Raw genomic sequence first — 23,233 nt, 5'->3', positions numbered from 1 at the left:
GTGTTTTGGCGTTTATTCACAAGCACAAGGCAGGAGTGGAAAAAGGGCTGGGGCACGGAACGGGGAGTTTTGCGGACTATCTGGTTTCCCGCGGAAAAACTTATCACTCTTTATATTTTCCCGGAGTAACTCCCTCGTACTTTTTAAAGCTGCGTATCAACGCATTGCTATTTAAATACCCGACTTTGACAGCCGCATCCGAAATATTGAGCTTTTCGTCCCTTAATAGTACTTTCGCTTTTTCCAGCCTCACCTTATTGATATAGTCCGGCAATGGTTCTCCGGTTTGTTCTTTGAAAAGCTTGGACATATAATTTGGTGTAATTCCGAGATTTTCTGCGATCATGGCTACGTTTAGCGTCACTTCTCCATAGTGGCTGTTAACGAACTCGATAATACTTCTGCTTAGCTCGTAGGAACGATTACCGGCCTTTGACTGTATGCGCTCACATACGGATGAAAGCGTATTGGTAATTTCCTCCTGGAGTTCAGCTACGGTTTCGCATTCAAACAATTTTTCAACCGGCTCAGCCGCGTATATTTCTTTGACTGTTTTTACAATGGTGCTTGCAAGGTCAAACATAAAATACCTGGTCATTTCAGCAGTGGGAGTGCCGTCCATAAAGTTGGAGCGGATAATGTCATCAAGCAGCTGCTTTGCTTTTTCAAACTCTCCGGATTTAATGCAATTCACTAATTTTTGCTCTTTTTCAAGCGGGTAAAAATAATCCCTGACATTGTTTTTCAGATTTTGGAAGCTGATGATCTTCCCGGTACCGGCAATCAATTTATACTCCAGGGCTTCTGCAGCTTCCTGGTAGGCTTCCTGCATGCCATGAATACCAGTATGAGGATCGCTAATGGAAATCGTAAGCGTCATATTGTAATATTTCTCAAAAAATCCTTGCAGTTCTTCTGTAATATTTACTAGTTTTTGTACATGATCGACCGATTCAGGATCTCCCAGATTCACCAGAAATACCAGCTTCTCATCAATCTCTGTCACAAAATTTTTATACCCTTGTCCCAAGAGCTCTTCAAAAACATTGGTTATGACAAAGCTGGGGAGCTTTGACTTCGCTTCAAAATCATCTCCAATCCCTAAGGAAATAAGCTTGCCCTTATCCTCTATGGATAGGAGCACTACTATAAAATCACCGGATATAAACTGCATGTCGAGAGCGTAAAAGGCGTTGTGATGTACGGATATATTGCCAAATTTCCCTTTTAACAGCTTTTGCAGAAAATCCGCTCTCACCACACTGCTTTGCTGTTTAAGCTTTTGGTTTATTTGCTCCTTTTCCTGAAGAGCTTCCTGGATCGCCTCATAAATAAACTCATATTCATTACTGGATCTGTCATAAGAGTTTTTTATTTTCCCGTTTTGGACGATGCGGATGAGATTACGAACCGGATTATAGTTACGCCATGTAAGTAAAACCGATACGGCCCCCCCAAAAATTAAACATAGTATAATGCTGGCGATCATTAATTTTTCCGTAAACTCGCTTTTTTCCATCACAATCTCTCGCCGAACAATGGAAACATACTTTAGCTTGGATACATCGGATTTCGTATACGATATGATTAAGGATTCCTTTCCTTTCCCTTTCACCAGCATATTATCGCTGCTCTTAAGCTCATCCACCTGTAAAATATCCGATAAATGGAAAGAAGCAGTCGATGCAAGAATGCCGTTATCCTCATCTAAAATAAAAGTGCTTCCATATTGCGCCGATTGTATATTTTGAATCATTTCAGTAAATCGTTCTTTATTAAACAGGATGACGATGGTGGCAAGAGGCTTCTCCGAATTTGATATGGGGATTGAACGCATGTAAGCGAGCGCTCCTGAATCCTCGGTTGAGTCTGCCTTATTGCCTATTGAGATATATCTGCCGCTGTATGCATTTTGAAGCGTATCTATCCATTGCTCGTACTCGATATCCTTATTCGCAAGAATGGGGTACATATAGTTGCTCCTTGAAGCTGCTGTTGAAGAAATCACCGCATCCAGGTTTTTAAAGTACACATAAAAATTATCTATGTAGCCATTCGTTATATTCATCCTTTTGAAATCTTTTACGATCTGGGAAACCTCGTATTGTTTGTTAATCCAGTTCGTTTCCTGCGAATTGGCCAGCAGTTGAATATCCGGGTTAAAAGCAATATCAAAGCTTAAGCGCTCGGCATCCTTTAAAATGTTGTCCATGTTCAGCTGAACTTGTTTCAGCATGGCAAGATTTGCCCTGTTGGTTTCTTGCTCAATGGTCCTTACCGTAACAAAATAAACGATTCCAGTGAAAATGATGGGAATTAGCAAAATCAATATATAAGATAAAATTTGGGGGAAAATGATACTATTTTTAGTGCTCAACACTCTCTTTACGTTCATGAGATCCCCCTCATTATCAGGATTAGAGTTCGTCTCCCCGCTCCGCAAGCAGCGTTAGCCGGTCTTGGAGAGCTTGTACGGCTAAATATTATACTACAATACACTATGACTGAAATTCCACAATTTTCCGCTGGGATTCTGCTCCGGCCGTACGCAGCCTCGGGTTCCGTCTCGATTTTACGCGAGCCTTTTGTTTTTGGTGATGATTTTTCCATATTTAATATTGAATTTGGGGATATTGAATACGCATTCTGTCGGATGAGGATTGATTTACGGTTGCTAGAAATACTACACTTTCCCTAGCCATTGCAGCTGGCGATGAAGCGTGAAGGCTTGCAGTCACAGGATAGCAATGGTGGGCAGCAAAACATAAAACTTAAGGGGAGGAAAAGAAGTTGAAAAGTAAAAAGGGTTTTACCAAGATGACTACCGGTTCCCTCTTGATAGCGCTTTTATTATCAGCGGTGATGTCAGGATGCGGGGATGAGGAAAAAAAGGCTGAGCCGGCAAATTCGGCACCGACTGATACCGCCGTAAAATTACCTTTTGAGAAACCGGTAAAATTCCGCGTCTGGGAGCCCCTGCCAAGCACCGCTCTTGCCGTTATGAAAAATTATGCCGAGTCGGAGCTGAATAAAGAGCTGCAGAAGAGACTGAATGTCACCCTTGAATATATTCATCCTACAGAAGGCTCGGCGAAGGAACAGTTTAACCTGATGCTTGCGTCCGGCGATATACCCGATTTTATTGTGGGCACCTTTGGAGACTATCCGGGAGGACGGGTAAAAGCCTACGAGGATGGCATCCTGATTGACATAAAAAATGAAATTCCCAAGTACGCACCGGATCTTGCCAAAATCTATGAAGCTTATCCTGATTTATTGATGGATGTCGAGACAGAGGATGGAAAGCAGTTTTACTTCCCTTTCCTCAAAGGTCACGAGAGTATATACACTTATTTCGGAGGCTATTTGCGTAAGGACTGGTTGAACGATCTGGGACTGCAAGTGCCGGAAACGATTGACGAGATGTATACGGTATTGAAAGCCTTCAAAGAGAAGAAGGGGGCCATAGCGCCTTTTACCGGAAGTGTCGGAAATATTAAAGGGATCTACTTTACCGGAGCATGGGGGATTAGCCAGGATCACTTCATTGAGAATGGCAAGGTCGTATACGGGGCGATCGACCCCAGGTTTAAAGAATATGCCAAGACCATGGCGAAATGGTATAAGGAAGGTCTACTGGACCCCGAATTGGCTACCAATAATTCCAAGACCATCGATGCCAAAATTACCGGAAATCAAGCCGGCGCAGCCGTAGGAAACACCGGTTCGGGTCTTGGCAAATACTTGCCTCTGATGAAAAACAAGGACCCTAAATTCGACTTGGTCGCCATGCCGTATCCCGTTCTTAACAAGGGTGACTTCAATCCCTTTATGCCCAAGGATGGACCTACGACCGGCGGCGGCGCATGGAACGTGACCAGCTCAGCCAAGAAGAATCTGAAGGAAGCGCTCGCATTTCTGAATTATGGCTATACGAAGGAAGGCTCCATGCTTTATAACTTCGGGGTAGAGGGCCTAAGCTACAAGATGGAGAACGGATATCCCAAATATACGGAACTGGTTACAAATAATCCGAACGGACAGCCTATCGCCACCATGGGACAGTTTTACGCCCGCGCCTTTAAAGACGGACCTTTCGTACAAGACAAACGGTATTTTGAGCAGTACATGGCTCTGCCCCAGCAGCAAGAGTCGCTAAAAACCTGGACCAAATATGCCGACCAGGTCACCAAAGCCAATAAGAACTATAGAGGAACCTTGACACCGGATGAAGTTTCTCAAACCACGACCAAACAAAATGAAATTAACACGTATAAGGATGAAATGTTCCTGAAGTGGCTGATGGGGAAAGAGGATGTGGACGCTACTTGGGATAAATATGTGGAGCAAATCAAAAAGCTGGGTATCGACGATATCAACAAAGTCAGACAGGACGCCTATGACCGGTTCATAAAAAAATTCCCGCAGGCATTAAATCCGCGGTCGTTTAATATCAGCGACATCTTTGATAAATAGCATGATTGGAATGGGGGAAGCGATTCCCCCATTTCACATCCAAGGAGGTTCCGACAGTGCCAGAAGTAAAGATGCAGCCGCAGCCTTTGATATACAAAAAGCCGAGCCTCATTCAGGCCATCAAAAAAGATTATAAAAAAAATAAATGGCTGATATTGATGGCCCTGCCCGTAGTCGCCTGGTATATCTTGTTTCACTATGTTCCCATGTATGGGGTCATCATCGCGTTTAAACAATTTAGCCCCGTAAAAGGCATCTGGGACAGCAGCTGGGTGGGACTCAAGCATTTTCATGATTTCTTTAACAGTATCTCCGCATGGAGAGTTATCCGGAATACCTTGTTAATCAATTTCTATCAGCTTGTCTTTGCTTTTCCGGCGCCCATTATACTGGCGTTGTTGCTCAATGAGATCAAAAGCAAATACTTTAAAAAGACGATTCAAACCGTTACCTACTTACCGCATTTTGTTTCAACGGTAGTTATCTGCGGCATGATTATCGATTTTTTCGCAAAAAACGGCCTGATTAACGATATTATTGCTTATTTTGGAGGCTCCCGAACCATCTTCCTCGTGGAAGCAGGCTGGTTTAGGTCCATTTATGTAGGTACCGGCATCTGGGAAGGCGTAGGCTGGGGGTCGATTATCTATCTCGCTGCTCTCACCGCCATTGACACGGAGTTATATGACGCGGTAACGATCGACGGAGCCGGAAGGTGGAAACAGTTTGTTCATATTACGTTACCGGGAATTGCCCCCACCATCGTGATCCTGTTAATCATGAATATTGGCCGTATGATGAGTGAAGGATATGAAAAAATTATATTGCTCTATAACCCCAGTACTTATGAAACCGCGGATATCATTTCATCCTTCGTATACCGGCGTGGATTGGTCGAGGCCAATTACAGCTTCAGTGCCGCGGTAGGGCTATTTAACTCTGTAGTGAACCTGATTCTGATCGTAGCAGCAAACTATACTAGCCGCAAGGTTAATGAAACCAGTCTGTGGTAAGGAGTGTCAGCTATGGTTGTCAAAAAGACTGTTGGGGATTACATTTTTGATTCGGTGAATATGATTTTATTGGCGGCCCTGGCTGTAATGACGGCTTATCCTTTTGTTTATGTTATTTTCGCCTCTTTGAGCCAAGCGGATGAGCTTACGGCCCATAGCGGCATACTTCTGAAGCCATTGGGACTCAGTCTGGACGCCTATAAAGCTGTGTTGAAAAACCCGATGATTTATACCGGGTATATGAACACGCTTTTTATTGTAGTGGTGGGCACGGCTTACAACATTATAATGACATCCATGGGAGCTTTTGTTCTCTCTCGGAAAGATTTCTTCTGGAGAAAGCCGATGACCATCATGATTGTTTTCACCATGTTTTTCGGCGGGGGACTGATTCCCAATTTCTTGTTGGTGAAAAATCTCGGTTTAATGGATTCCTTATGGGCCTTGATCATTCCCGGAGCGATCGGAACCTGGAATCTGATTATTATGAGAACGGCATTTCAGGGAATCCCGGACAGCCTGATAGAATCCGCCCATATGGATGGCGCACATGATTTCATCGTCCTGTTCAAAATCATATTGCCGCTGGCTTTGCCGACTATCGCCGTTATGGTGCTGTATTATGGGGTCGGCCACTGGAATGCGTGGTTTGGCGCCATGATTTACTTGAGAAATCGGGATTTATGGCCGTTGCAGCTGGCCTTGCGGGAGATTCTGATCTCCAACAGCACGGATGAAATGATGTCCGGAACAGTAGCCCAGGACCGTCAGTCCATTGGAGAAACGATCAAATATGCAACTATTATGGTCGCTACCCTCCCTATCCTGGCCGCATATCCTTTCTTGCAGAAGTATTTTGTGAAGGGAGTCATGGTTGGCGCGCTTAAAGGGTGAACCTCACCATCTATAGCAACAGCGGCTATATAAAAAGCCCTTTTCGCGTTGGTCGCGGGAAGGGCTTTGGGCTTCCGGCACTACAAGCCCGTATAGGTTGTCGGGGAGATCCCCTCTATTTTCTTAAAGTACTTGCTGAAATAAAACATGTCGCCAAAGCCGACTAATCTTGCCGTCTCGGTTACGGAGCAGCCCATTTCCAGAAATTCTTTTGCGCGGGCGATCCGATAGTTAATAATAAACTCAAAGGGCGTTTCTCCGGTCGTTTCCTTGAAAATATGACCTAGATGGGAAGGGCTGATATGGATACTGTCGGCCAGCTCCTTGAGCGTTAGCTTGCGGGTATAGTTTGCTGCAATATAGTTAATTACTTTCTCCACTTTATGAATAGAGCTGTAATTTATGGCGTTATTTTCAAAGTAATGAGAAATAAGAAGAAGGATTTCCATGAAATAGGCGCGGCATCTGAAGGTCCTATTTTCGTGTCCCGATGACCAATGCCGCATGAACTCTTCAAACAATTCCTTCAAACGACGAAATAAATACCGGTCTTGAATATGGCTGTGAGCGGGAAACGGAAGCGCCACATCAAGATTAACCCAACTGCCGTTCTCCATAATGGGGCACGCATATTGAAAATCAACGGTATAGCATTTCACAAGACAGTTTGGATTCGTATCTCCCCTCCTCATGTCGCCTGGTTTAAAATAAACGATATCTCCGCTAGTCGCTTTAAACTCAGCATCATTGCAAAGAAGATTGGCTTCGCCGTCAATGACCAGCATGAGATTATGATGTTGAAAAACAGCATGAGGAATTTTCCAGGAAGGGGTAGCGAGCCGTTTGATAGCGAAGTAAAAATGTGGAATCATGGCATTTAAAACATCGGTAGTCTTCAGGACCGTCACACCACCAAATAATCAGGATATATTACAAATCAAATCATATCATTCATCCCTTAAATACTCCATATATGCTAGCATGAATCGTAGAATACTTCATAAAGGAGCTGGGATGATGAAGCCATATTTCGATGAACAGGAAAGTATTTTTTCGAAGCTGTACGACCGTCCGGATGAGATTCTTGAAACCGTCGCCAATGCCTACATAGGAAGGAATCCCCCGCTTCCTTTTGAGTTCCGGAGTTTTTCGCGGGAAGGCTTTCTTAAGAAAAATAATGGCAGATATAACATGAATTTTGAAGAGAAGCTGCCGGAAGCCAAACCGGGCCAGTATGCTTTTGTTTTTGGTCTGCTCTGGAGCAACCATGACGGGTGGACGGATTTTGGCCTGAGCTGCTACGGTCCTGCTTCCGTTTATTTGAACCGGGAATTTCTGTATAAAGCCGATATTAACGAAGAAGTTAATCCCAAAATGAGTAAAGGCATTCGCGCCAAGCTGCAAAAGGGCTGGAATTCCGTATGCATTAAATTTGTGAAGACCGCAGCGGGGTTTGGCGGGATTTTCGGTACGCTGCACACCAAATGGAATCCTATGGAGTTTATGTCCCCCTTCCGGGAAAGAAAGGGGCAGGCCGGCTGGATCTATTCCGACGCCATGAATGCGGACTGCTTCAGCGAAGAGCAAATTCCGGCATATACAGGCACGGAAGAGCACTCCGGCATGACCTGGTACCCGGCGCTTTCCTGGGATGCCGACAAGATGAAGATGAATCCGTGCGCGCGGATTTTCGGCAGTACTCCCCATAAGGTGGCTTACCTTTGGTCGGAGCTTAGTCATGCCGGCGCTGGCTCCAAGATATGCAGCCTGAAGGGGAGCTCCTCCGGGAAGCTGAGGATATGGTTGGATGGCCATGAGGTGTTTTCAGGGGCGCTGAACACATCGGAAACGGCGGAATTCAAGCTCGATCCTGGGAAGCATGAGCTGCTGGCGGAGCTGTGTTCCGCGGAAAAGGGATGGGAGTACGGCTTCGATTTTATCGTGGACGGCGAGACCGCGGCGTTGTCGATTCCCAGGGGCGTGAAGGGGAGCCGTGATCCATGGCTGTATCTGGGGCCTTTTGATAATCCGCTGGAGGAGCCCGCCGATCGTATTTGTTCCTTGTACCGTTTGTTTGAGCAGGGAGATAATCAATTTTTCTGGCGGCTGGATCAGCCCGACACCTGGGTAAGACCTTACTTGGACAATCCCCTGTTCGCCAAATGGAATTATCCCCTGGGGGTTACGCTTTACGGGCTGCTGCAGACCGGCCGGTTTTTACAGAAGCCCGGAATCCTCGATTATGCGCTGAACCATATTACGGAGTGCACCCGGATTTATAAGTATGCCAAATGGGATGCGGAGCAGTACGGTTATCCTTCGGTAAACAATCAGCTGGTGGAAATGGATATGCTGGATGACTGCGGCTCTTTCGGCTCCGCCGTGCTCGAAGCGTACAGCGACTCGCAAGATCCTCATACTCCTTATCTGGTTAGACAGATCGCGAATCATATGAAATATAAACAAGAACGGCTCGAGGATGGAGCCTTCTACCGCATCTGCCATAATAGCTTCCAGGAAAATACGTTATGGGCTGACGACCTGTATATGAGCACTCCGTTTTTAATCCGTTATTATCGGCTGACGGGGGATGCCAACTATTTGGATGACGCCGCAAGGCAGTTTAACCGGTTTAAGAAGTATCTGTTTATTCCCGAACTCAAGATCATGTCCCATGTGTACGACTTTAAGCACAACAAGCCTACCAATGTCCCCTGGGGCCGGGGCAACGGCTGGGTATTCTTCTCGCTGTCGGAGCTGCTGGAGGTTATGCCGGAAACGCACGTGGAGCGGGAGGACTTGCTGACCTTCTACAATGAGCTTGCCGAAGGCTATTTGGCTTTGCAAGGAGAACGCGGGCTGTGGCATCAGGTATTGACTCATCCGGATTCTTATGAGGAAACGTCCTGCACCAGTATGTTTGTTTACGGCTTATCCAGAGGCGTCCGACAGGGCTGGATTAGGGAAGATTTGAAGCCTAAGGCGGTAACGGCAGTGAACAGAGGCTGGGAGGCCCTGACGAAATATGGCATCGACCGGTTTGGAAATGTACATGGGGTATGCCGGGGCTCCCGGTATTCCTTCACGCCGGACTACTATAAGATAGAGCTGAACGCGGTGACCAATGATACCCATGGAATAGGTATTGTCCTGCTGGCAGGCATCGAAACAGGCAAAATGTCGGAATGGCTGAAACAAAAGCATGACATGCGGTAATGCTTCCTCTGCCTAGGGAGACGATGGATGCCATGTCCCGGTCTGCCGCGGGGCTGAAGGCGCACGGGTTAGTTTGATGCCGCCCCCTTCTATGCTCTACAATAGACTATGAATCAGTTACGAAGGAGGCGTGTGACGTGAAGTACAGAGTGTTAGGCAAAACAAATCTCAAAGTATCCGTCATTGGCGTAGGAACATGGCAGCTCGGAGGCGAATGGGGCAAGCCCTACACGCAGCAGGAAGCGGATGCGATCCTCGATCAGGCCCGTGAGAGCGGGATCAATCTGATCGACACCGCAGAGTGCTACGGCGATCACACCTCGGAAGCGCTGATCGGCGGTTATTTGTCGCGCGGACGCCGCGAGGACTGGATCGTCGCTACGAAGTTCGGCCATCATTTCCAAGAAAATTTCACACGGACGCAAGAATGGTCGCCGGAGCAGGTGCTCTCCCAGCTGGAAGCATCGCTCAAGGCGCTCCGCACCGATTATATTGACATCTACCAGTTCCATTCCGGTACGAACGAGGTATTCGACCAGGATGACCTGTGGACGCTGCTGGACAAGCAGGTGCAGGCAGGAAAAATCCGGCATCTTGGCACATCCATCGGCAGCAATGCGAACCTGCATCAGGTCGAAGCCTCGTCCCGCATCGGGTCCGAAGTCATCCAGGTCGTATACAACCGGCTGGACCGCGTCCCGGAGGAGCATGTCTTCCCCTCCTGCCAGCAGCAGCAGCTTGGCGTGTTGGCGCGTGTGCCGCTGGCGAGCGGTTATTTGAGCGGCAAATACAAACCAGGCGCCGTCTTCCCCGAGAACGACGTACGTCACCGCCACGAGGCGGAGCAAACGCGTCTGAAGCTCGAAGAGGTCGAGCGCATCCGCACTCAGGAGATCCCTCCCGGCGTCGATATGTCCGCCTGGGCGCTGGCCTGGTGCCTGAAGCATCCGGCCGTCACCGCCGTTATCCCGGGCTGCAAAAGCCCCGAGCAGGTCAAGGCCAACGCCGCCGCAGTCGCATACGTAGGCGACGGCCATCCGCAGGCGTGGCAGCAGGCCTAAGCGTCTGAGCGGCAGCTTCCCCTAGGGAAAGCGGAAATCAACAAAAACCCTTCAAAACCTCGATCTTCCGAGATGGTTTTGAAGGGTTTCCTTATGTACGCTCTCAGCCTTACGCCGACAAACGCTGCAGCAAGCTCGTAAACTCTCTCGCCGGAATCGGTTTGGAATAAATATAACCCTGAATCTCGCGGCACTTGACACTGAGCAGGAAGGAAAGCTGCTCCTCCGTCTCCACGCCCTCCGCGATGACGCTTAGCTTCAAGCTATGCGCCATAGCCATAATCGCCTGAATAATTGCCGCGTCATCCGGATCATCGGTAATATCACGGACAAATTGCTGGGCAATCTTCAGCTTGTTGATCGGGAATTTCTTCAAATAACTGAGCGAGGAATAGCCGGTCCCGAAATCATCCATCGAAATATGCACGCCCATATCGCGGAGCGTATGCAGCTTCTGGATAACTTGATCGACGTTGATCATCGCGATGCCTTCGGTAATTTCCAGCTCCAGGAACTGCGGCTCCAGTCCGCTGTCCTGCAGCGCCTTCAAGACGACCTGGACGAAGTCTTGCTGATGGAACTGGATCGGCGAAATGTTGACGGCCATCTTGACGGGCGGGAAGCCTGCAATTTGCCAGGCCTTGTTCTGCTTGCAGGCCGAGCGCAGCACCCATTCGCCGATCGGGATAATCAGGCCGGTCTCCTCAGCCAGCGGAATGAACTCTCCTGGTGAAATAAACCCGAGACGGGGATGATTCCAGCGGATCAAAGCCTCCATCCCGTTCATGCGGCTCGTAAAAATATCCACCTGCGGCTGATAGTGCAAAACAAACTCCTCCTGCTCCAGCGCCTGGTTCAACCATTCCTCCATGACCAGCTTCTGAATAACCGTCTCGTTCATCTCCGACTGAAAAAACTGGTAGCCGTTTTTGCCCCGGTCCTTGGCCCGGTACATCGCCGTATCGGCATTTTTCATCAAGTTGATGAAATCCTCTCCGTCGTGCGGATAGATCGCAATGCCGATGCTGCAGCCGACCCGCAGCACATGTCCATCTATAGTAAAGGGCTGGCTAAGCAGCCGCATAATCTTTTTGGCGACCTTCTCCGCCTCTTCCGCCCGGGCGGTGTCCTTGATCAGCAGCATGAATTCGTCTCCGCCCTGTCTGGCCACCACATCCTCCTCATACAGGCCGCTCATCAGTCGCTTGGCGGCTTCCTTGAGCAGCTGATCGCCGAAGCCATGCCCGAACGTCTCGTTGATATGCTTGAACCGGTCGAGATCAATCAGCATGACCGACAACGGCCGGGAAGGCTCGGAGCCATCGATCGCCACCTTCAATACCTCTTGAAACATCTGCCTGTTCGGAAGCCCGGTCAATTGGTCGTGGTAAGCCAGATAAGTCAGCTGGTAGAACGTGCGGTCCCGCCGATGAATATCTGCGGCTACCAGAACCATCACGGGAATGGTCAGCAGCAGCAGCAGCAGATTATCCACGGTTTCTCCGAACCATATGAGATGGCCTGTCTGATAAAGCGTCATCGCAGTGTCGAGCATCTCCACGAACAGCAGGACTGCCGCCGTCGCAAGCGAGGTCCTGATCGGCCGCCATCCGATGCGGCGCCTGACTCCGTTATATAAAAGAGGAGTCAAAACAAGACTGACGCACACGGCCTTCAAATAAACAAACAGATCGTTCGGATGCCCGGTCAGCTCTTTGACAGACAAAAAGACCAATGCTGCGCCGGCGAAAGCGCACCACAGACGCACCGCCAGAGCGAGAGAAGCCCGTCTGCTCTCGTAGCCTGGCTTTTTCTCATTGTGACGGTCCGGCATATCTTGCATTTTTTCCATATTGATCCTCAGCTTCCTCTTGAAAAGGTATGTCTTTATTGTAAGGGGACGGCAAAGAATCGACAAGCATAATTTGGTCGTAAAGTCCTACTTTCCCAAAAACTTCATTTCAATTCAAGAAATATGTCGAAATCTTTAATAAATACGAATCTCTTTCTTATAAACCGTCTCATCGTCCTGGCTGTTCATGACCCGAACCTCGATATGCCAAGTCCCCGCATAAGGCAGATACGGCCCCTTCGCTTTAAACGTATATCGCTTCATGCCGAAGTCCTCGTCCACGCTCGTATCCTCCACCGGTGTCACGGGCACCTCGAACGGGGCAATATCCGGGGTATCCGGCGACTGAAGCTTGACGATGACCTGCTTAGGCGGGCCGAACTGCTCCAGCAGCCACACCTTCACGGTAAAATCATTGACGCCCGGCGCATTCGGACTGATCTGGGTTGTCATATGAATCCGCTCGCCCATCACATGCCACTGCAGCGGGGCATTGGATGGCATGGGCGTCAGATAGGTGAAAATGCCTACGATAATGAGAATGGACGCCATCCAAGCCGCATCCAGCCGAATAAGAAGCCCTACGGTGCGCTCTTGCTTCTTTCGGTAAGCGTACCGGATCAGCGCAGCGGTTATGACGACCAGCAGGACGACGCCGGTTTTGACAAGCAGCCAGCGGCCCCACGCGGTCTCAAGCACATATTCGATATTCGGCAGGAAAATAAAGGCTGACAGCGTTCCCGTCACGGCGAGCACGATGATCGACAGCAGCGCGGCCGACGAAAAAGCCGGCAGCAGCGGCCGAGCGGCTTCCTGATCCGCGCGGAACAAATAAAGCAGCATAACCAGTCCTCCGACCCAGACGGCAGACGCCCCGAGATGCAGCCAGTCGAGCAGCAGCGTTTGGCTCTTGGGCTCGAAGGCGGCCGCATGACCGAGCAGGCTTTTGCCAAGCCAGACCGCGGCTACCCAGATGTACGTCAGCCAAGGGCCGCGCTGGAGACAAACGAACGACAGCAGCGCCAGCACCAGCCCGGCCAGCCAGGCAGGACCGATCGTCGTTTTCGTAAATAGGCTGATCAGCCCTTCCGTACCGCCGTCCCCGATCAGATCGCCCAGATGAGCTCCCATAAATAAAATATAGGCAACGGCATACAGCTGCTGCAGGCCCGCCTGTACTTTCCCCAGCTTGGCGCGCAGCGCCTCCTGCCTCCCCAGCGCGAACCACCGGTACCACAGCGCCCAGCCCGTCAGCGTCAGCATGGAGATGAAAAACGCGATCCGCGCTGCGAACTGCAGCACGTCCCTCGTCCCAAGTCCCGTTGCCAGTTCCCCGCCATGCCGGTGCATTTGCTCCAGCGCCTCGTTGGCGTTTGCGGCGGACGGGGCATCCAGGCTTTGGCCGACTGCGAACAGGTAGCTGCCTTGTACCGGATGACCGTCAGCCGAGATGACATGATAGGTTGCCAGATAAGTCCCTTTTCCGAGCTCGGGCAGCTCCAGAGTCACGGTCGTCCGGGCTTCATTCATGGCGGCAGGACGTTCCGTTACCTTGCGCTTCTCCATGTCATAGACTCGCAAATAATAAACCCCTGTTTCCAGCCGTTCATTAAAGGTCAGCGTCACGGCCGACGGCGGCTCAGCGAGCTCGCTGCCCGCTGCCGGCACCGCCTGCAGCAAACCCGCATGGGCCATCGCCGGAGCGGGCGGCAGCAGCCAGCCTGCCGCAAGCGCGATGAGCCACACGAAGACCCATACTTTAGCGCCCTCGCGCAAGCGAAAATATCCAGAACCATGCATACGATGCATAACCATAACCTCCGTTTCAGCCTGTCAGCCTCTAATGTAGCATAAAGCGGAGCCTCGGACCACATCCCCGGGAGGGTGAAATCAACGATTCCATGAACGACAAATCTCGCTAAATAGATTGACAGATGGCGTCTCCATCATGTACATTCAATTTATTGTCTCATTCGGAAATACTCTATATGCTGTATATGCAATGATTACCTAATACTACATATAGTATCCAATTTGTAAAGTCACGCCAGCATTTCAAGGACGGGGCGCTCGCTGCCCTCCCTTTTTTCGACATCATCCGTCAGGTCTGAAGCTGGCCTTATTGGCTGTCCCGCACAACCGGCATGCCGCTGCCCGCAAGGCGCGCGCGTGCTTCATTCGCCTGCCGATTGAACTTATTGCAGAGGAGCTGGAATCATGATTATCGTCAAACGCGACGGCACCCCGGAAGAGCTGGTATTCTCCAAAATGAAAAAGGTGATTGATTTCGCCTGTGAAACGTATCCGGAATGCGATCCGCTGGAGCTGGAAACGGCGCTGCTGCCCTTATTCCGCAACGGGATTACGACCAAGGAAATTCAGCGTCTGCTGATTCAAGTCGCGGTTGAGAAAACAAGCGTCGAGCAGCCCAACTGGCAATATGTCGCCGCCAAGCTGCTGGCCTATGATTTGTACAAGGAAGCTCGTCTGAACCGCAAATACGGGCATTTCGGCTACGGCGACCTGTATTCGCTTATCACCTATTTGACCGATATGGGGCTGTACGGCGCTTATATACTGGAGCATTACAGCCGCGAGGAAATTATGGAGCTCGGTTCGTACATCAAGCCGGAGCGCGATTATTTGCTCAACTATATCGGACTTAAGACGCTGGCCGACCGCTATTTGATCCGCGGGCTGGACAAGGAAGTGCTGGAGCTGCCGCAGGAGCTGTTCATGGGCGTCGCCATGCATCTGGCCATGAAGGAAACGGACAAGCTCCGCTGGGCCAAGCAGTTCTACGATGTGCTGAGCAGCCTGGAGATGACGGTCGCTACGCCGACGCTCGCCAACGCGCGCAAGCCGCTGCATCAGCTGTCTAGCTGCTTCATCGACACCGTGCCGGATAATCTGTGGGGCATCTACAACGTGGATCAAAGCTTCGCGCAAGTATCCAAGCATGGCGGCGGCATGGGCATCTATGTCGGCAAGGTGCGCAGCCGCGGCTCCAATATCCGCGGGTTCAAAGGCGTCGCCGGCGGCGTCGTGCCCTGGATCAAAAACTACAACAATACCGCGATCGCCGTCGATCAGCTCGGCGTCCGCTCCGGTGCCGTCGCCGTCTATCTGGACGTCTGGCATAAGGATATCCTCGACTTCCTTAATCTGAAGACGAACAACGGCGACGACAGAATGAAGGCGCATGACATTTTCCCAGGCGTCTGCATTCCGGACCTGTTCATGCGCACGGTGCAGGAGCGCGGCTCCTGGTATTTGTTCGATCCGCATGAGGTCCGCAAGTACAAGGGCTACTCGCTGGAAGACTCGTTCGGCGACGAGTGGGAGCAGCGGTATCTGGACTGCGTAAGCGACGATAAGATTTCCAAGGACGAGATTCCGGCGATCGATATTATGAAGCGGATTTTGACCAGCTCGTTCGAAACCGGCACGCCGTTTATTTTCTTCCGCGACACCGTGAACCGGGCCAATCCGAACAAGCATAAGGGCATGATCTACTGCTCCAACCTGTGTACGGAAATTTGCCAGAACATGAGCGCGACGGAGATCATCCAGACAACGCACGAGGACGGCATCATCACCTCCCAGGTGAAGAGCGGCGACTTCGTCGTCTGCAACCTGTCTTCGACCAACCTGGGGCGCGTCTATACCAAGGAAGACATCGAGCGCGTCGTGACGACGCAGATGCGGATGATGGACAATGTCATCGACCTGAACTATTATCCGATTCCGCAAGCGGAAATTACGAACAAAAAATACCGGGCCGTCGGCCTCGGCTCCAGCGGCTATCATCAGATGCTCGCCCAGCTGAAGATCAACTGGGAATCGGACGAGCATGTGGAGAAAGCCAGCGAAATTTACGAATGGATGAACTACTACGCGATTAAAGCTTCCATGGAGATTGCCCGTGAGAAAGGCGCCTACCCGGCCTTCGAAGGCAGCGAATGGCAATCCGGCGCTTACTTCGAAGCGAGAGGCTATGACAGCCCCGAGTGGCAGGAGCTGAAGGAGCTGGTCGCGCAGCATGGGGTCCGCAACGGCTGGATGTTTGCGATCGCGCCGACCGCTTCGACCTCGCTGATCGCCGGCTCGACGGCTGGCATCGACCCGATCTTCAACAAGTTTTTCGTCGAGGAGAAGAAAAATGCCGTCATCCCGCAAACGGCGCCTAACCTGAATGCCGATACCATGTGGTATTATAAGGAAGCTCACCGCATCGACCAACTGTGGAGCATCAAGGCAGCGGGCGCGCGTCAGCGCCATATCGACCAATCGCAGTCGTTCAATCTGTACATTACGCCGGAGCTGTCTGCACGCGAATTCCTGGAGCTGTACATGGCCGCTTGGCAGCATGGGCTCAAGACGGTCTACTACGTCCGCAACAAGAGCCTCGAGGTCGAAGACTGCGTAAGCTGCAGCGCCTAAGCCTGAAGCGCAGAGAGAACGGGCGAACCGTGCATAACGGCCGTCGGGAAATGAAATCCTACACAGGGGCTAATTGCCCCTGTTTCCTTGTGTCAGACTTCTAATCGGGAGGGTACATATATGGATCTGCAAAAGAAAAAGCTGTTCAATGAAAACGGGGACCGCGACTGGGGCAAACGCCGGATGATCGGAGGCAACACGACGAATCTGATCGAGCTGAATAATGTCAAATACGACTGGGCTACGAAGATGTACCGGACGATGATGAACAATTTCTGGATTCCGGAGGAAATCCCCCTCGCCCAGGACGCCAAGGACTACAAGTTCCTGTCGCCGGAGGAGCGCCAAAGCTATGATAAAATCATCAGCTTCCTGATTTTCCTTGACTCCTTGCAGACTGCAAACCTGCCGAATATCAACGAATATATTACCGCCTCCGAGGTTAACCTGTGCCTGACCGTGCAAACGTTCCAGGAAGCGGTCCACAGCCAGAGCTACTCGTATATCCTGGACAGCGTCTGCTCCGCTGAGGTGCGCGACGACATCTACAACCAATGGCGGGAAGACAAACATCTGCTGAAGCGCAACCGGTTCATCACCGACCTGTACGAGCGCTTCATCGAATCGCCGACGACCGACAACCTGATGCGCACCATTATGGCCAACTACATTCTCGAGGGCTTGTACTTCTACAGCGGTTTCAGCTTCTTCTATGCGCTCGGACGCCAGGGCAAGATGCTCGGCACCGTGTCCGAGATCAAGTATATCCAGCGCGACGAGCTGACCCATCTGGCCTTGTTCCAGAACATCTTCCGGGAGATCCGCAAGGAGAATCCCGAGGTATTCACGGACGAGCTGATCGAGGACCTGCGCGGCATGATGCGTACGGCCGTCGAGCATGAGATCGAGTGGGGCCAGTACATCACGAACAACAAGATCAACGGGCTGAGCAATGAAATTCTCGACCAATATATCAAATATTTGTCCAATGAGCGGCTGCGCAAGCTCGGTCTTGAGATTTTGTATCCGGAGATCGTCGACCATCCGATGAAATGGGTCGAAAGCTTCAGCAATATGAACAGCATGAAAACCGACTTCTTCGAGCAAAAGGTGACGAACTACAGCAAGTCGTCCAACCTGAATTGGGACGATCTGTAGAAGGCAGGAACGACTAAACAAAATGACCTCCCAATCCGCTAAGGCGTGGATTGGGAGGTCATTTTGTTATCGCCGCTTCTTGGACGGGAAAGCGGGAACCCGGGTCCCCGCATGCCTCGGGACAGCCCCATGGCGTTCTCTTCCGGTCAGTTACGTCCGCTTGCTATCTCCTGCGTTCAAGCCAACGCAGATTTTCTCCAGTTCACGGGCAAGCTGCCTTAACCCCTCGGTCGCTTCCGATACAGACTCCATCGCTTGAAGCTGATGCTGGCTGGAGGCAAGCACCTGACGGGCTCCTTGCGCATTGTTCCCGGACAGACGAGCCATCTCGTTCAAGGATGCCGACACTTCTTCCGTTCCCGCCGACATTTGCTGGGCAGAGGCAGATATTTCCTGTATCTGGTCGCATACTCCGCGCGCTTCCTCTACGATAAGCCGGAATACTTCACCAGCCTCTCCGACCGCCTGATGGCCGGCTTCGACCTCCGAGGTGCCTGTTTTCATGATCTCGACGACGGAAGACGTCGCCCGCTGAACCTCTTCGATCAGCTCCCCGATCTGTCCTGCGGAAGCCTCCGATTGCTCGGCCAGCTTGCGCACCTCCGTAGCTACAACGGCAAAGCCCGTTCCGTGCTCGCCCGCACGAGCCGCCTCAATCGCCGCATTCAGAGCCAACAGGTTGGTCTGCGAGGCGATTCCGGATATAATCGTAGCAATCTCGCCGATTTGCATCGATTGCTGCTCCAGCCGCTCCAGCGCTTGGGCCACCTGGCGTGTGGTATCCTGCAGGGAGTCCAGCTGATCCACCGCATGATGGATCGTTGCGCTGCCCTTCTCCGCTTCGCGAACCATCCCCATCGAAGCTTCCGTCACCATGCCGGACGATTCGGCCACACGCTGTACGCCGATCGTCATCTCCTCCATGGCGCGGGCGCTGTCATTGCTGTTCTGCGCCTGCTCCTCCGTCGCAGCAGCCATACTTTGCATAGATTCCATAATGCTGCGGTTTTCCACAAGCGTACGATCCGCATTGTCGTTCAAGTGTTCGACATAACGAACAAGCTGGCCCGAGCTTACCGTCAGTTGATTCAAGGTCTGCTCCAGCAGCTGCTGCTTCTGCAGCTTGTCCGCTTCGAGCAGAGCCACCGTTACCTTCTTCTTGGATATTTGCCAGACCGTCGTTCCCGCCGTCAGCAGGAGGAAGACGAGATGAACGAGCAGCAGCTTGACGCCATAACCCTCAGAACCGAACACCAGCTCAGGGAAAAAGAAAAACGCGGTCGCATACTGTAGAGCAAACACGCCTGTCATCAGCCAGATCAGCGCAGTGCTTTCATAAAATGCCATCAACGCGATGACCATGAATATGGAGAAGAAAAATTCAACCATACCGCCGGCGACAAAAATCATCGCCACACTGGATAATGTCATGGACAGCGCGTTTGCCACCGGCACAAGCCGCTGCTTGTCCATCGCATACGCTATGGCGCCGACAACCAGCAGCACAACGGGTGCGACCAATACGCTGTTCAGCTTCATGCTGTAGGTGGCCAGATCGACCCCGTGCTGGGATTGGAACACCCCTACCCATCGGAACAGCATGTGCGTAAGCAAAGCCAGCATGAAGGTGCCCAACGTAACGGGCAAGGTCATTCGGTTTTTGATCGTCAGCATATCGACCGTCTTTTCCGTCAAAACTTCCACATCCTTTAATTAGTATAAATCCAGTTGACGCCCAAGCCTTTCGCCGGCAGAACAAACAGGAGTCCTGCTCTCCCGCCGATGAAGGCGTCGAATGCGCCGGGAAAAGCGCCGGGGCTTAAAAGTCCGGCGAACACGCGCGGCCTGCGGCCGATCGGGGTGACCACTCGCTGTTTCAGCTCCCCATCGGCTCTCCGCCCTCTTGATCTCCGGACTTTTAAGTCAGCCCCAGCAGTTCGGTAACGCGCAGCTCCAACTCCACCATGGAGAACGGCTTATGCATATAGCTGTCAGCCCCATACTCCAGCCCCCGTCTTACGTCCTCCTCGCGGCCCCGTCCGGACAAGAGCATCACCTTCATCCCTGCGGGACGCTCGCCCTTCTCCTGCAGCCGCTTGAGCAGCCCGTAGCCGTCAAGGCGCGGCATAACCCCGTCCAGAATGCATAGATGCACCGGCTGCCGCATCATGATCTTGTAAGCCTCCTCGCCGTCCATCGCCTCCTGGAATTCGATAGGCAGATTCTTCAGCTTGGCGATCAAGATCGATCGCAGGATCTTATCGTCATCCGCGATCAGCACACGCTTGCGCGCCGGAGCCTCAGCCGGCTGGTCCGCATCGGGCCTGACCTCCCGCTCCGCCTGAAGAACGACGCGATTGCGTCCGCTTTCCTTGGCCGCATACATCGCATTATCCGCGCTTGCAATCCATTCCTTCACATCCGTGCCCTTGACCCATTCCGAGATGCCTGCCGAGAAGGTGATGCTCAGCGCCTGGCCCTCGTTCTGGGCCACCGGCTCCAGCTGCACCTGCTTCAGCATATGCTCCAGCGTCCGCTTGGCGTCGAGGCCGCTCGTATTAGGAAAGACGATCACGAACTCTTCGCCTCCGAAGCGGGCCAGCACATCCGTACTTCGCAGATTGGCCTGCAGCAGATGCGCCAACCCTTGCAGTACAAGATCGCCGACATGATGCCCGTAGGTGTCGTTAATGGACTTGAACCGGTCAATATCGATAAACGCAAGGGAAATAGGACCCGGGTAGCGGGCGATACGCTGCAGCTCCGCCTGAATCTGATGGTCGAAAAACCGGCGGTTGTATACGCCCGTGAGCGGATCGCGGAAGGCCATCTGCTCGAAGGCCTTCGTCCGGCTGAGCATGCTGTGAATGCGCGCGGCCAGCTCCTCGTATTGGAACGGCTTGGTTACGTAGTCGTCCGCGCCCAGATAGAAGCAGCGAACCTTGTCGCTTACATCCTCCCGCCCCGACAATACAATCAAAGGCAGCCACTTCAGCGTCGGGTCCTCCTTCAAAAACTCAAACAGCTCATACCCGCTTGCCGGATGCATCATCAGATCAAGCGTCACCAGCTGGTAGGACTTCTCCCGCAGAAGCTTCTCCGCCGAGCCGACATCAGCCGCCTCGTCCACTTCATAGCCGTCCATTCGAAGCCTGCGCACCAGATAGGAGCGCAGCGCTTCGTCATCGTCAATGACAAGCAGCCGTTCGCCTCCGGTCTGCATGAAGGTCTTCTGCACGCGCTCCTGATGCTCGTCCAGCTCCAGCTCGCGTCTGTAGATGTCATGCTCCTGCTCCAGCTCGCCCAGATAAGCGACGGACCTCTCCCTCAGATAGGCGCTGCGTCCGTCGTCCGTGGAGACCGCTTCGCCGCACTGCTCCCAGTCCGTTTGGCTCCATTCCCACAGCTCCGCCAGCTTCTGGGCGACCAGTCCCACACGGACGAAGCCGAACATCGGAGCACTGCCCTTTAGCGTATGAGCGACACGATATACTCTCCTCGCATGCTCCATCATTTGTCCGGGCTCCACATCCGAAGACAGCCACTCCCTAAGCTGTGCCAGCTGAAGGCCGAGCTCCTCCACATACCTGCGCTTGCCTTCCTTCATTAACCGCCGCTCTCTCGCGGCCCTATCCTCATCTGAGCTGTGACGCAAACTTAGCACACTCCCGATCTATATCCATAATTATGTAATCCCCTCCTGGGGCGAACGCTGCTCGATAAGCTCTTCAACCGTTTCCACCAGCTGCAGCGGACTGAAGGGCTTGACGATGTATTGGGTAACGCCAGCTTCCCTGGCCCGTTCGCGATCCTTGTCGAGCGCTTTGGCAGTCAAGAGAATGACCGGCGCATTGCGGTTGGAGCCGGGCTGACTGCGCAGCCATTCGCAAACTTCGACACCCGTTCTCTCCGGCATCATATAGTCCAAAATAACCAGATCATAATCATTTTCGCTCAGCAGCTCCACAGCCTCCTGGCCATCGGCCGCCTCCATGATGTCGTAACCTTCGTCGGCAAGCGTTTCCGTAAGCAAAAACCGCAGCGCTTCCTCGTCGTCGGCAAGTAAAATTTTTCTGGGATTCATTCACATTCTCCCCGCTTCTATTCATCCTGATCGTTTACCTACATTATAACATGAACCACAATGTTTGGAACGAAAAAGAAAATTGCGGCGAACGGATGAGATGGAAAATGCAGGCTTTATAATCCTAAAGAACTATGATATTATAAATATAAAGATATCTTTATGAATAGTATTGAAATATTAGGACAAACGTCCTATAAGGGGATAACATTTATGCATTCTGTCGATCAATTAATCCGGAAAGTCTCCCGATATGTATCTTTCGGTCAGCCTGTCTCCTCGGGATCGGTCGTCAGTCAGCGCCTCTCCGATCCCCGTATCCCGATGCAGGCGTATTACCTCACTCTCACTACTCAGAATGAGCGGGATCAATACTATCACGAGATTTGGCTGAAAAAAGAAGGCTCCTTCGCCATCACCGAAGCCTGGTACAAGGAAAGCTCCGTTACGCGGAAACTCCATCAGGACAATCTGTCCTTCGAGCAGTTGACCCTGTCGATCGGGGAAGAAAACGCAAACGCCATCGTCATGCGAATTACCGAGATAATCAAAAAATCGGAGAAAGAGGATTGGAAGCGATTCTCCGTACGCGCCTAAACGGCGCGGCGAAACTCCGGAAGGCCCTTCTTACGTCGAGAGGGGCCTCTTTCCTTTCCCGGCATGAAGGCGCCATGATCCGCCCTCGATGATCGGATATCCGCGCGTCTCCCTCCATACGTAAGTCCAGCCCTCCCGTTCTTCCCGCAACCCGTCGCGAATCCATATGCGCTCATATTCGTTGCGCTCGCCCGGTCCATAATATTCCTCCAGCTCGTCCAACTTGCCCAGTCCTTCCTGAGCTATAATTATCCATTCGCCCTTCACCAGCCCGCACCCGCTTGGGCCCGACAATACTAGAGCAGGGTAATCTCCGGCATCCAGCAGCATTCCCGGCACCGCACCCGGACGCACCGACAGCACATACGGAGCGACCACATGATGATTGACTTCTCCCACCAGCAAGGTTCCATATACAAACACAGGGATCAAGGCTGAC

The 23,233-nt window shown here is 51.7% G+C and carries 16 protein-coding genes; 8 read left to right on the top strand and 8 right to left on the bottom strand.

The window, feature by feature from the left end:
* Positions 1-103 precede the first annotated feature (103 nt).
* Positions 104-2,395 (bottom strand): helix-turn-helix domain-containing protein, encoded by a 2,292-nt coding sequence (locus BLR08_RS00215; RefSeq protein WP_072338091.1) that lies wholly within the window; start codon positions 2,393-2,395, stop codon positions 104-106.
* Positions 2,396-2,790: 395 nt separating this feature from the next.
* On the opposite strand from BLR08_RS00215, the gene BLR08_RS00210 reads away from it, so the two are divergent.
* The 3 genes from BLR08_RS00210 to BLR08_RS00200 all read left to right on the top strand — a co-directional run bounded on the left by BLR08_RS00210 (position 2,791) and on the right by BLR08_RS00200 (position 6,383).
* Complete coding sequence (locus BLR08_RS00210; protein ID WP_083537562.1) at positions 2,791-4,476, top strand: extracellular solute-binding protein; 1,686 nt, start codon at positions 2,791-2,793, stop codon at positions 4,474-4,476.
* 71 nt (positions 4,477-4,547) lie between these two features.
* Positions 4,548-5,489 carry an ABC transporter permease gene (locus BLR08_RS00205; RefSeq protein ID WP_072338106.1) on the top strand — a complete coding sequence of 314 codons (942 nt, stop codon included), beginning with the start codon at positions 4,548-4,550 and terminating at the stop codon, positions 5,487-5,489.
* Positions 5,490-5,501: 12 nt separating this feature from the next.
* Entirely contained in the window at positions 5,502-6,383 is an 882-nt protein-coding gene (locus BLR08_RS00200; protein WP_072338090.1) for a carbohydrate ABC transporter permease, read from the top strand.
* Positions 6,384-6,463: 80 nt separating this feature from the next.
* On the opposite strand, the gene BLR08_RS00195 is transcribed toward BLR08_RS00200, so the two are convergent.
* Complete coding sequence (locus BLR08_RS00195) at positions 6,464-7,291, bottom strand: helix-turn-helix transcriptional regulator (RefSeq protein ID WP_176835375.1); 828 nt, start codon at positions 7,289-7,291, stop codon at positions 6,464-6,466.
* 283 nt (positions 7,292-7,574) lie between these two features.
* On the opposite strand from BLR08_RS00195, the gene BLR08_RS00190 reads away from it, so the two are divergent.
* Both BLR08_RS00190 and BLR08_RS00185 read left to right on the top strand, forming a co-directional pair.
* Positions 7,575-9,599, top strand: a complete 2,025-nt coding sequence (locus tag BLR08_RS00190; protein ID WP_176835374.1) for a glycoside hydrolase family 88 protein — start codon at positions 7,575-7,577, stop codon at positions 9,597-9,599.
* Between the two features lie 137 nt (positions 9,600-9,736).
* Positions 9,737-10,660 (top strand): aldo/keto reductase, encoded by a 924-nt coding sequence (locus BLR08_RS00185; RefSeq protein WP_072338088.1) that lies wholly within the window; start codon positions 9,737-9,739, stop codon positions 10,658-10,660.
* 109 nt (positions 10,661-10,769) lie between these two features.
* Here BLR08_RS00185 and BLR08_RS00180 read toward each other — a convergent pair whose 3' ends face one another.
* Positions 10,770-12,512, bottom strand: coding sequence for a putative bifunctional diguanylate cyclase/phosphodiesterase (locus BLR08_RS00180; RefSeq protein WP_256257850.1), 1,743 nt, complete (start codon positions 12,510-12,512; stop codon positions 10,770-10,772).
* A gap of 135 nt (positions 12,513-12,647) precedes the next feature.
* Positions 12,648-14,321 (bottom strand): copper resistance CopC/CopD family protein, encoded by a 1,674-nt coding sequence (locus BLR08_RS00175; RefSeq protein ID WP_176835373.1) that lies wholly within the window; start codon positions 14,319-14,321, stop codon positions 12,648-12,650.
* Positions 14,322-14,729: 408 nt separating this feature from the next.
* Between BLR08_RS00175 and BLR08_RS00170 the strand changes: the two genes are divergently transcribed.
* A complete protein-coding gene (locus BLR08_RS00170; RefSeq protein WP_072338087.1) occupies positions 14,730-16,955 on the top strand; it encodes a ribonucleoside-diphosphate reductase subunit alpha in 2,226 nt (741 codons plus the stop codon).
* Positions 16,956-17,075: 120 nt separating this feature from the next.
* Entirely contained in the window at positions 17,076-18,113 is a 1,038-nt protein-coding gene (locus BLR08_RS00165; protein ID WP_072338086.1) for a ribonucleotide-diphosphate reductase subunit beta, read from the top strand.
* 150 nt (positions 18,114-18,263) lie between these two features.
* On the opposite strand, the gene BLR08_RS00160 is transcribed toward BLR08_RS00165, so the two are convergent.
* The 3 genes from BLR08_RS00160 to BLR08_RS00150 form a co-directional block, all read right to left on the bottom strand.
* Positions 18,264-19,808 carry a methyl-accepting chemotaxis protein gene (locus BLR08_RS00160; protein ID WP_371116994.1) on the bottom strand — a complete coding sequence of 515 codons (1,545 nt, stop codon included), beginning with the start codon at positions 19,806-19,808 and terminating at the stop codon, positions 18,264-18,266.
* A gap of 223 nt (positions 19,809-20,031) precedes the next feature.
* On the bottom strand, positions 20,032-21,720 hold the full coding sequence (locus tag BLR08_RS00155) for a diguanylate cyclase (protein WP_072338085.1): 1,689 nt from the start codon (positions 21,718-21,720) through the stop codon (positions 20,032-20,034).
* A gap of 78 nt (positions 21,721-21,798) precedes the next feature.
* On the bottom strand, positions 21,799-22,197 hold the full coding sequence (locus BLR08_RS00150) for a response regulator (RefSeq protein ID WP_072338084.1): 399 nt from the start codon (positions 22,195-22,197) through the stop codon (positions 21,799-21,801).
* A gap of 213 nt (positions 22,198-22,410) precedes the next feature.
* Here BLR08_RS00150 and BLR08_RS00145 point away from each other — a divergent pair, with 213 nt between their 5' ends.
* On the top strand, positions 22,411-22,794 hold the full coding sequence (locus BLR08_RS00145) for a hypothetical protein (protein ID WP_072338083.1): 384 nt from the start codon (positions 22,411-22,413) through the stop codon (positions 22,792-22,794).
* 30 nt (positions 22,795-22,824) lie between these two features.
* On the opposite strand, the gene BLR08_RS00140 is transcribed toward BLR08_RS00145, so the two are convergent.
* Positions 22,825-23,226 (bottom strand): gamma-glutamylcyclotransferase family protein, encoded by a 402-nt coding sequence (locus tag BLR08_RS00140; protein ID WP_072338082.1) that lies wholly within the window; start codon positions 23,224-23,226, stop codon positions 22,825-22,827.
* Positions 23,227-23,233 lie beyond the last annotated feature (7 nt).

Origin of the sequence: Paenibacillus sp. cl123, assembly GCF_900101595.1 — a bacterium.
GTDB lineage: Bacteria > Bacillota > Bacilli > Paenibacillales > NBRC-103111 > Paenibacillus_G.
This window is presented reverse-complemented; position numbering and strand designations above follow the sequence as displayed.

Excerpts from the sequence above, each read along its gene's own strand:
- BLR08_RS00215 (WP_072338091.1), bottom strand. The coding sequence starts at position 2,395 with ATGAACGTAAAGAGAGTGTTGAGCACTAAAAATAGTATCATTTTCCCC.
- BLR08_RS00205 (WP_072338106.1), top strand. The coding sequence starts at position 4,548 with ATGCAGCCGCAGCCTTTGATATACAAAAAGCCGAGCCTCATTCAGGCC.
- BLR08_RS00200 (WP_072338090.1), top strand. The coding sequence starts at position 5,502 with ATGGTTGTCAAAAAGACTGTTGGGGATTACATTTTTGATTCGGTGAAT.
- BLR08_RS00190 (WP_176835374.1), top strand. The coding sequence starts at position 7,575 with ATGAATTTTGAAGAGAAGCTGCCGGAAGCCAAACCGGGCCAGTATGCT.
- BLR08_RS00180 (WP_256257850.1), bottom strand. The coding sequence starts at position 12,512 with ATGGAAAAAATGCAAGATATGCCGGACCGTCACAATGAGAAAAAGCCA.
- BLR08_RS00175 (WP_176835373.1), bottom strand. The coding sequence starts at position 14,321 with ATGCATCGTATGCATGGTTCTGGATATTTTCGCTTGCGCGAGGGCGCT.
- BLR08_RS00170 (WP_072338087.1), top strand. The coding sequence starts at position 14,730 with ATGATTATCGTCAAACGCGACGGCACCCCGGAAGAGCTGGTATTCTCC.
- BLR08_RS00165 (WP_072338086.1), top strand. The coding sequence starts at position 17,076 with ATGGATCTGCAAAAGAAAAAGCTGTTCAATGAAAACGGGGACCGCGAC.
- BLR08_RS00155 (WP_072338085.1), bottom strand. The coding sequence starts at position 21,720 with ATGAAGGAAGGCAAGCGCAGGTATGTGGAGGAGCTCGGCCTTCAGCTG.
- BLR08_RS00150 (WP_072338084.1), bottom strand. The coding sequence starts at position 22,197 with ATGAATCCCAGAAAAATTTTACTTGCCGACGACGAGGAAGCGCTGCGG.
- BLR08_RS00145 (WP_072338083.1), top strand. The coding sequence starts at position 22,411 with ATGCATTCTGTCGATCAATTAATCCGGAAAGTCTCCCGATATGTATCT.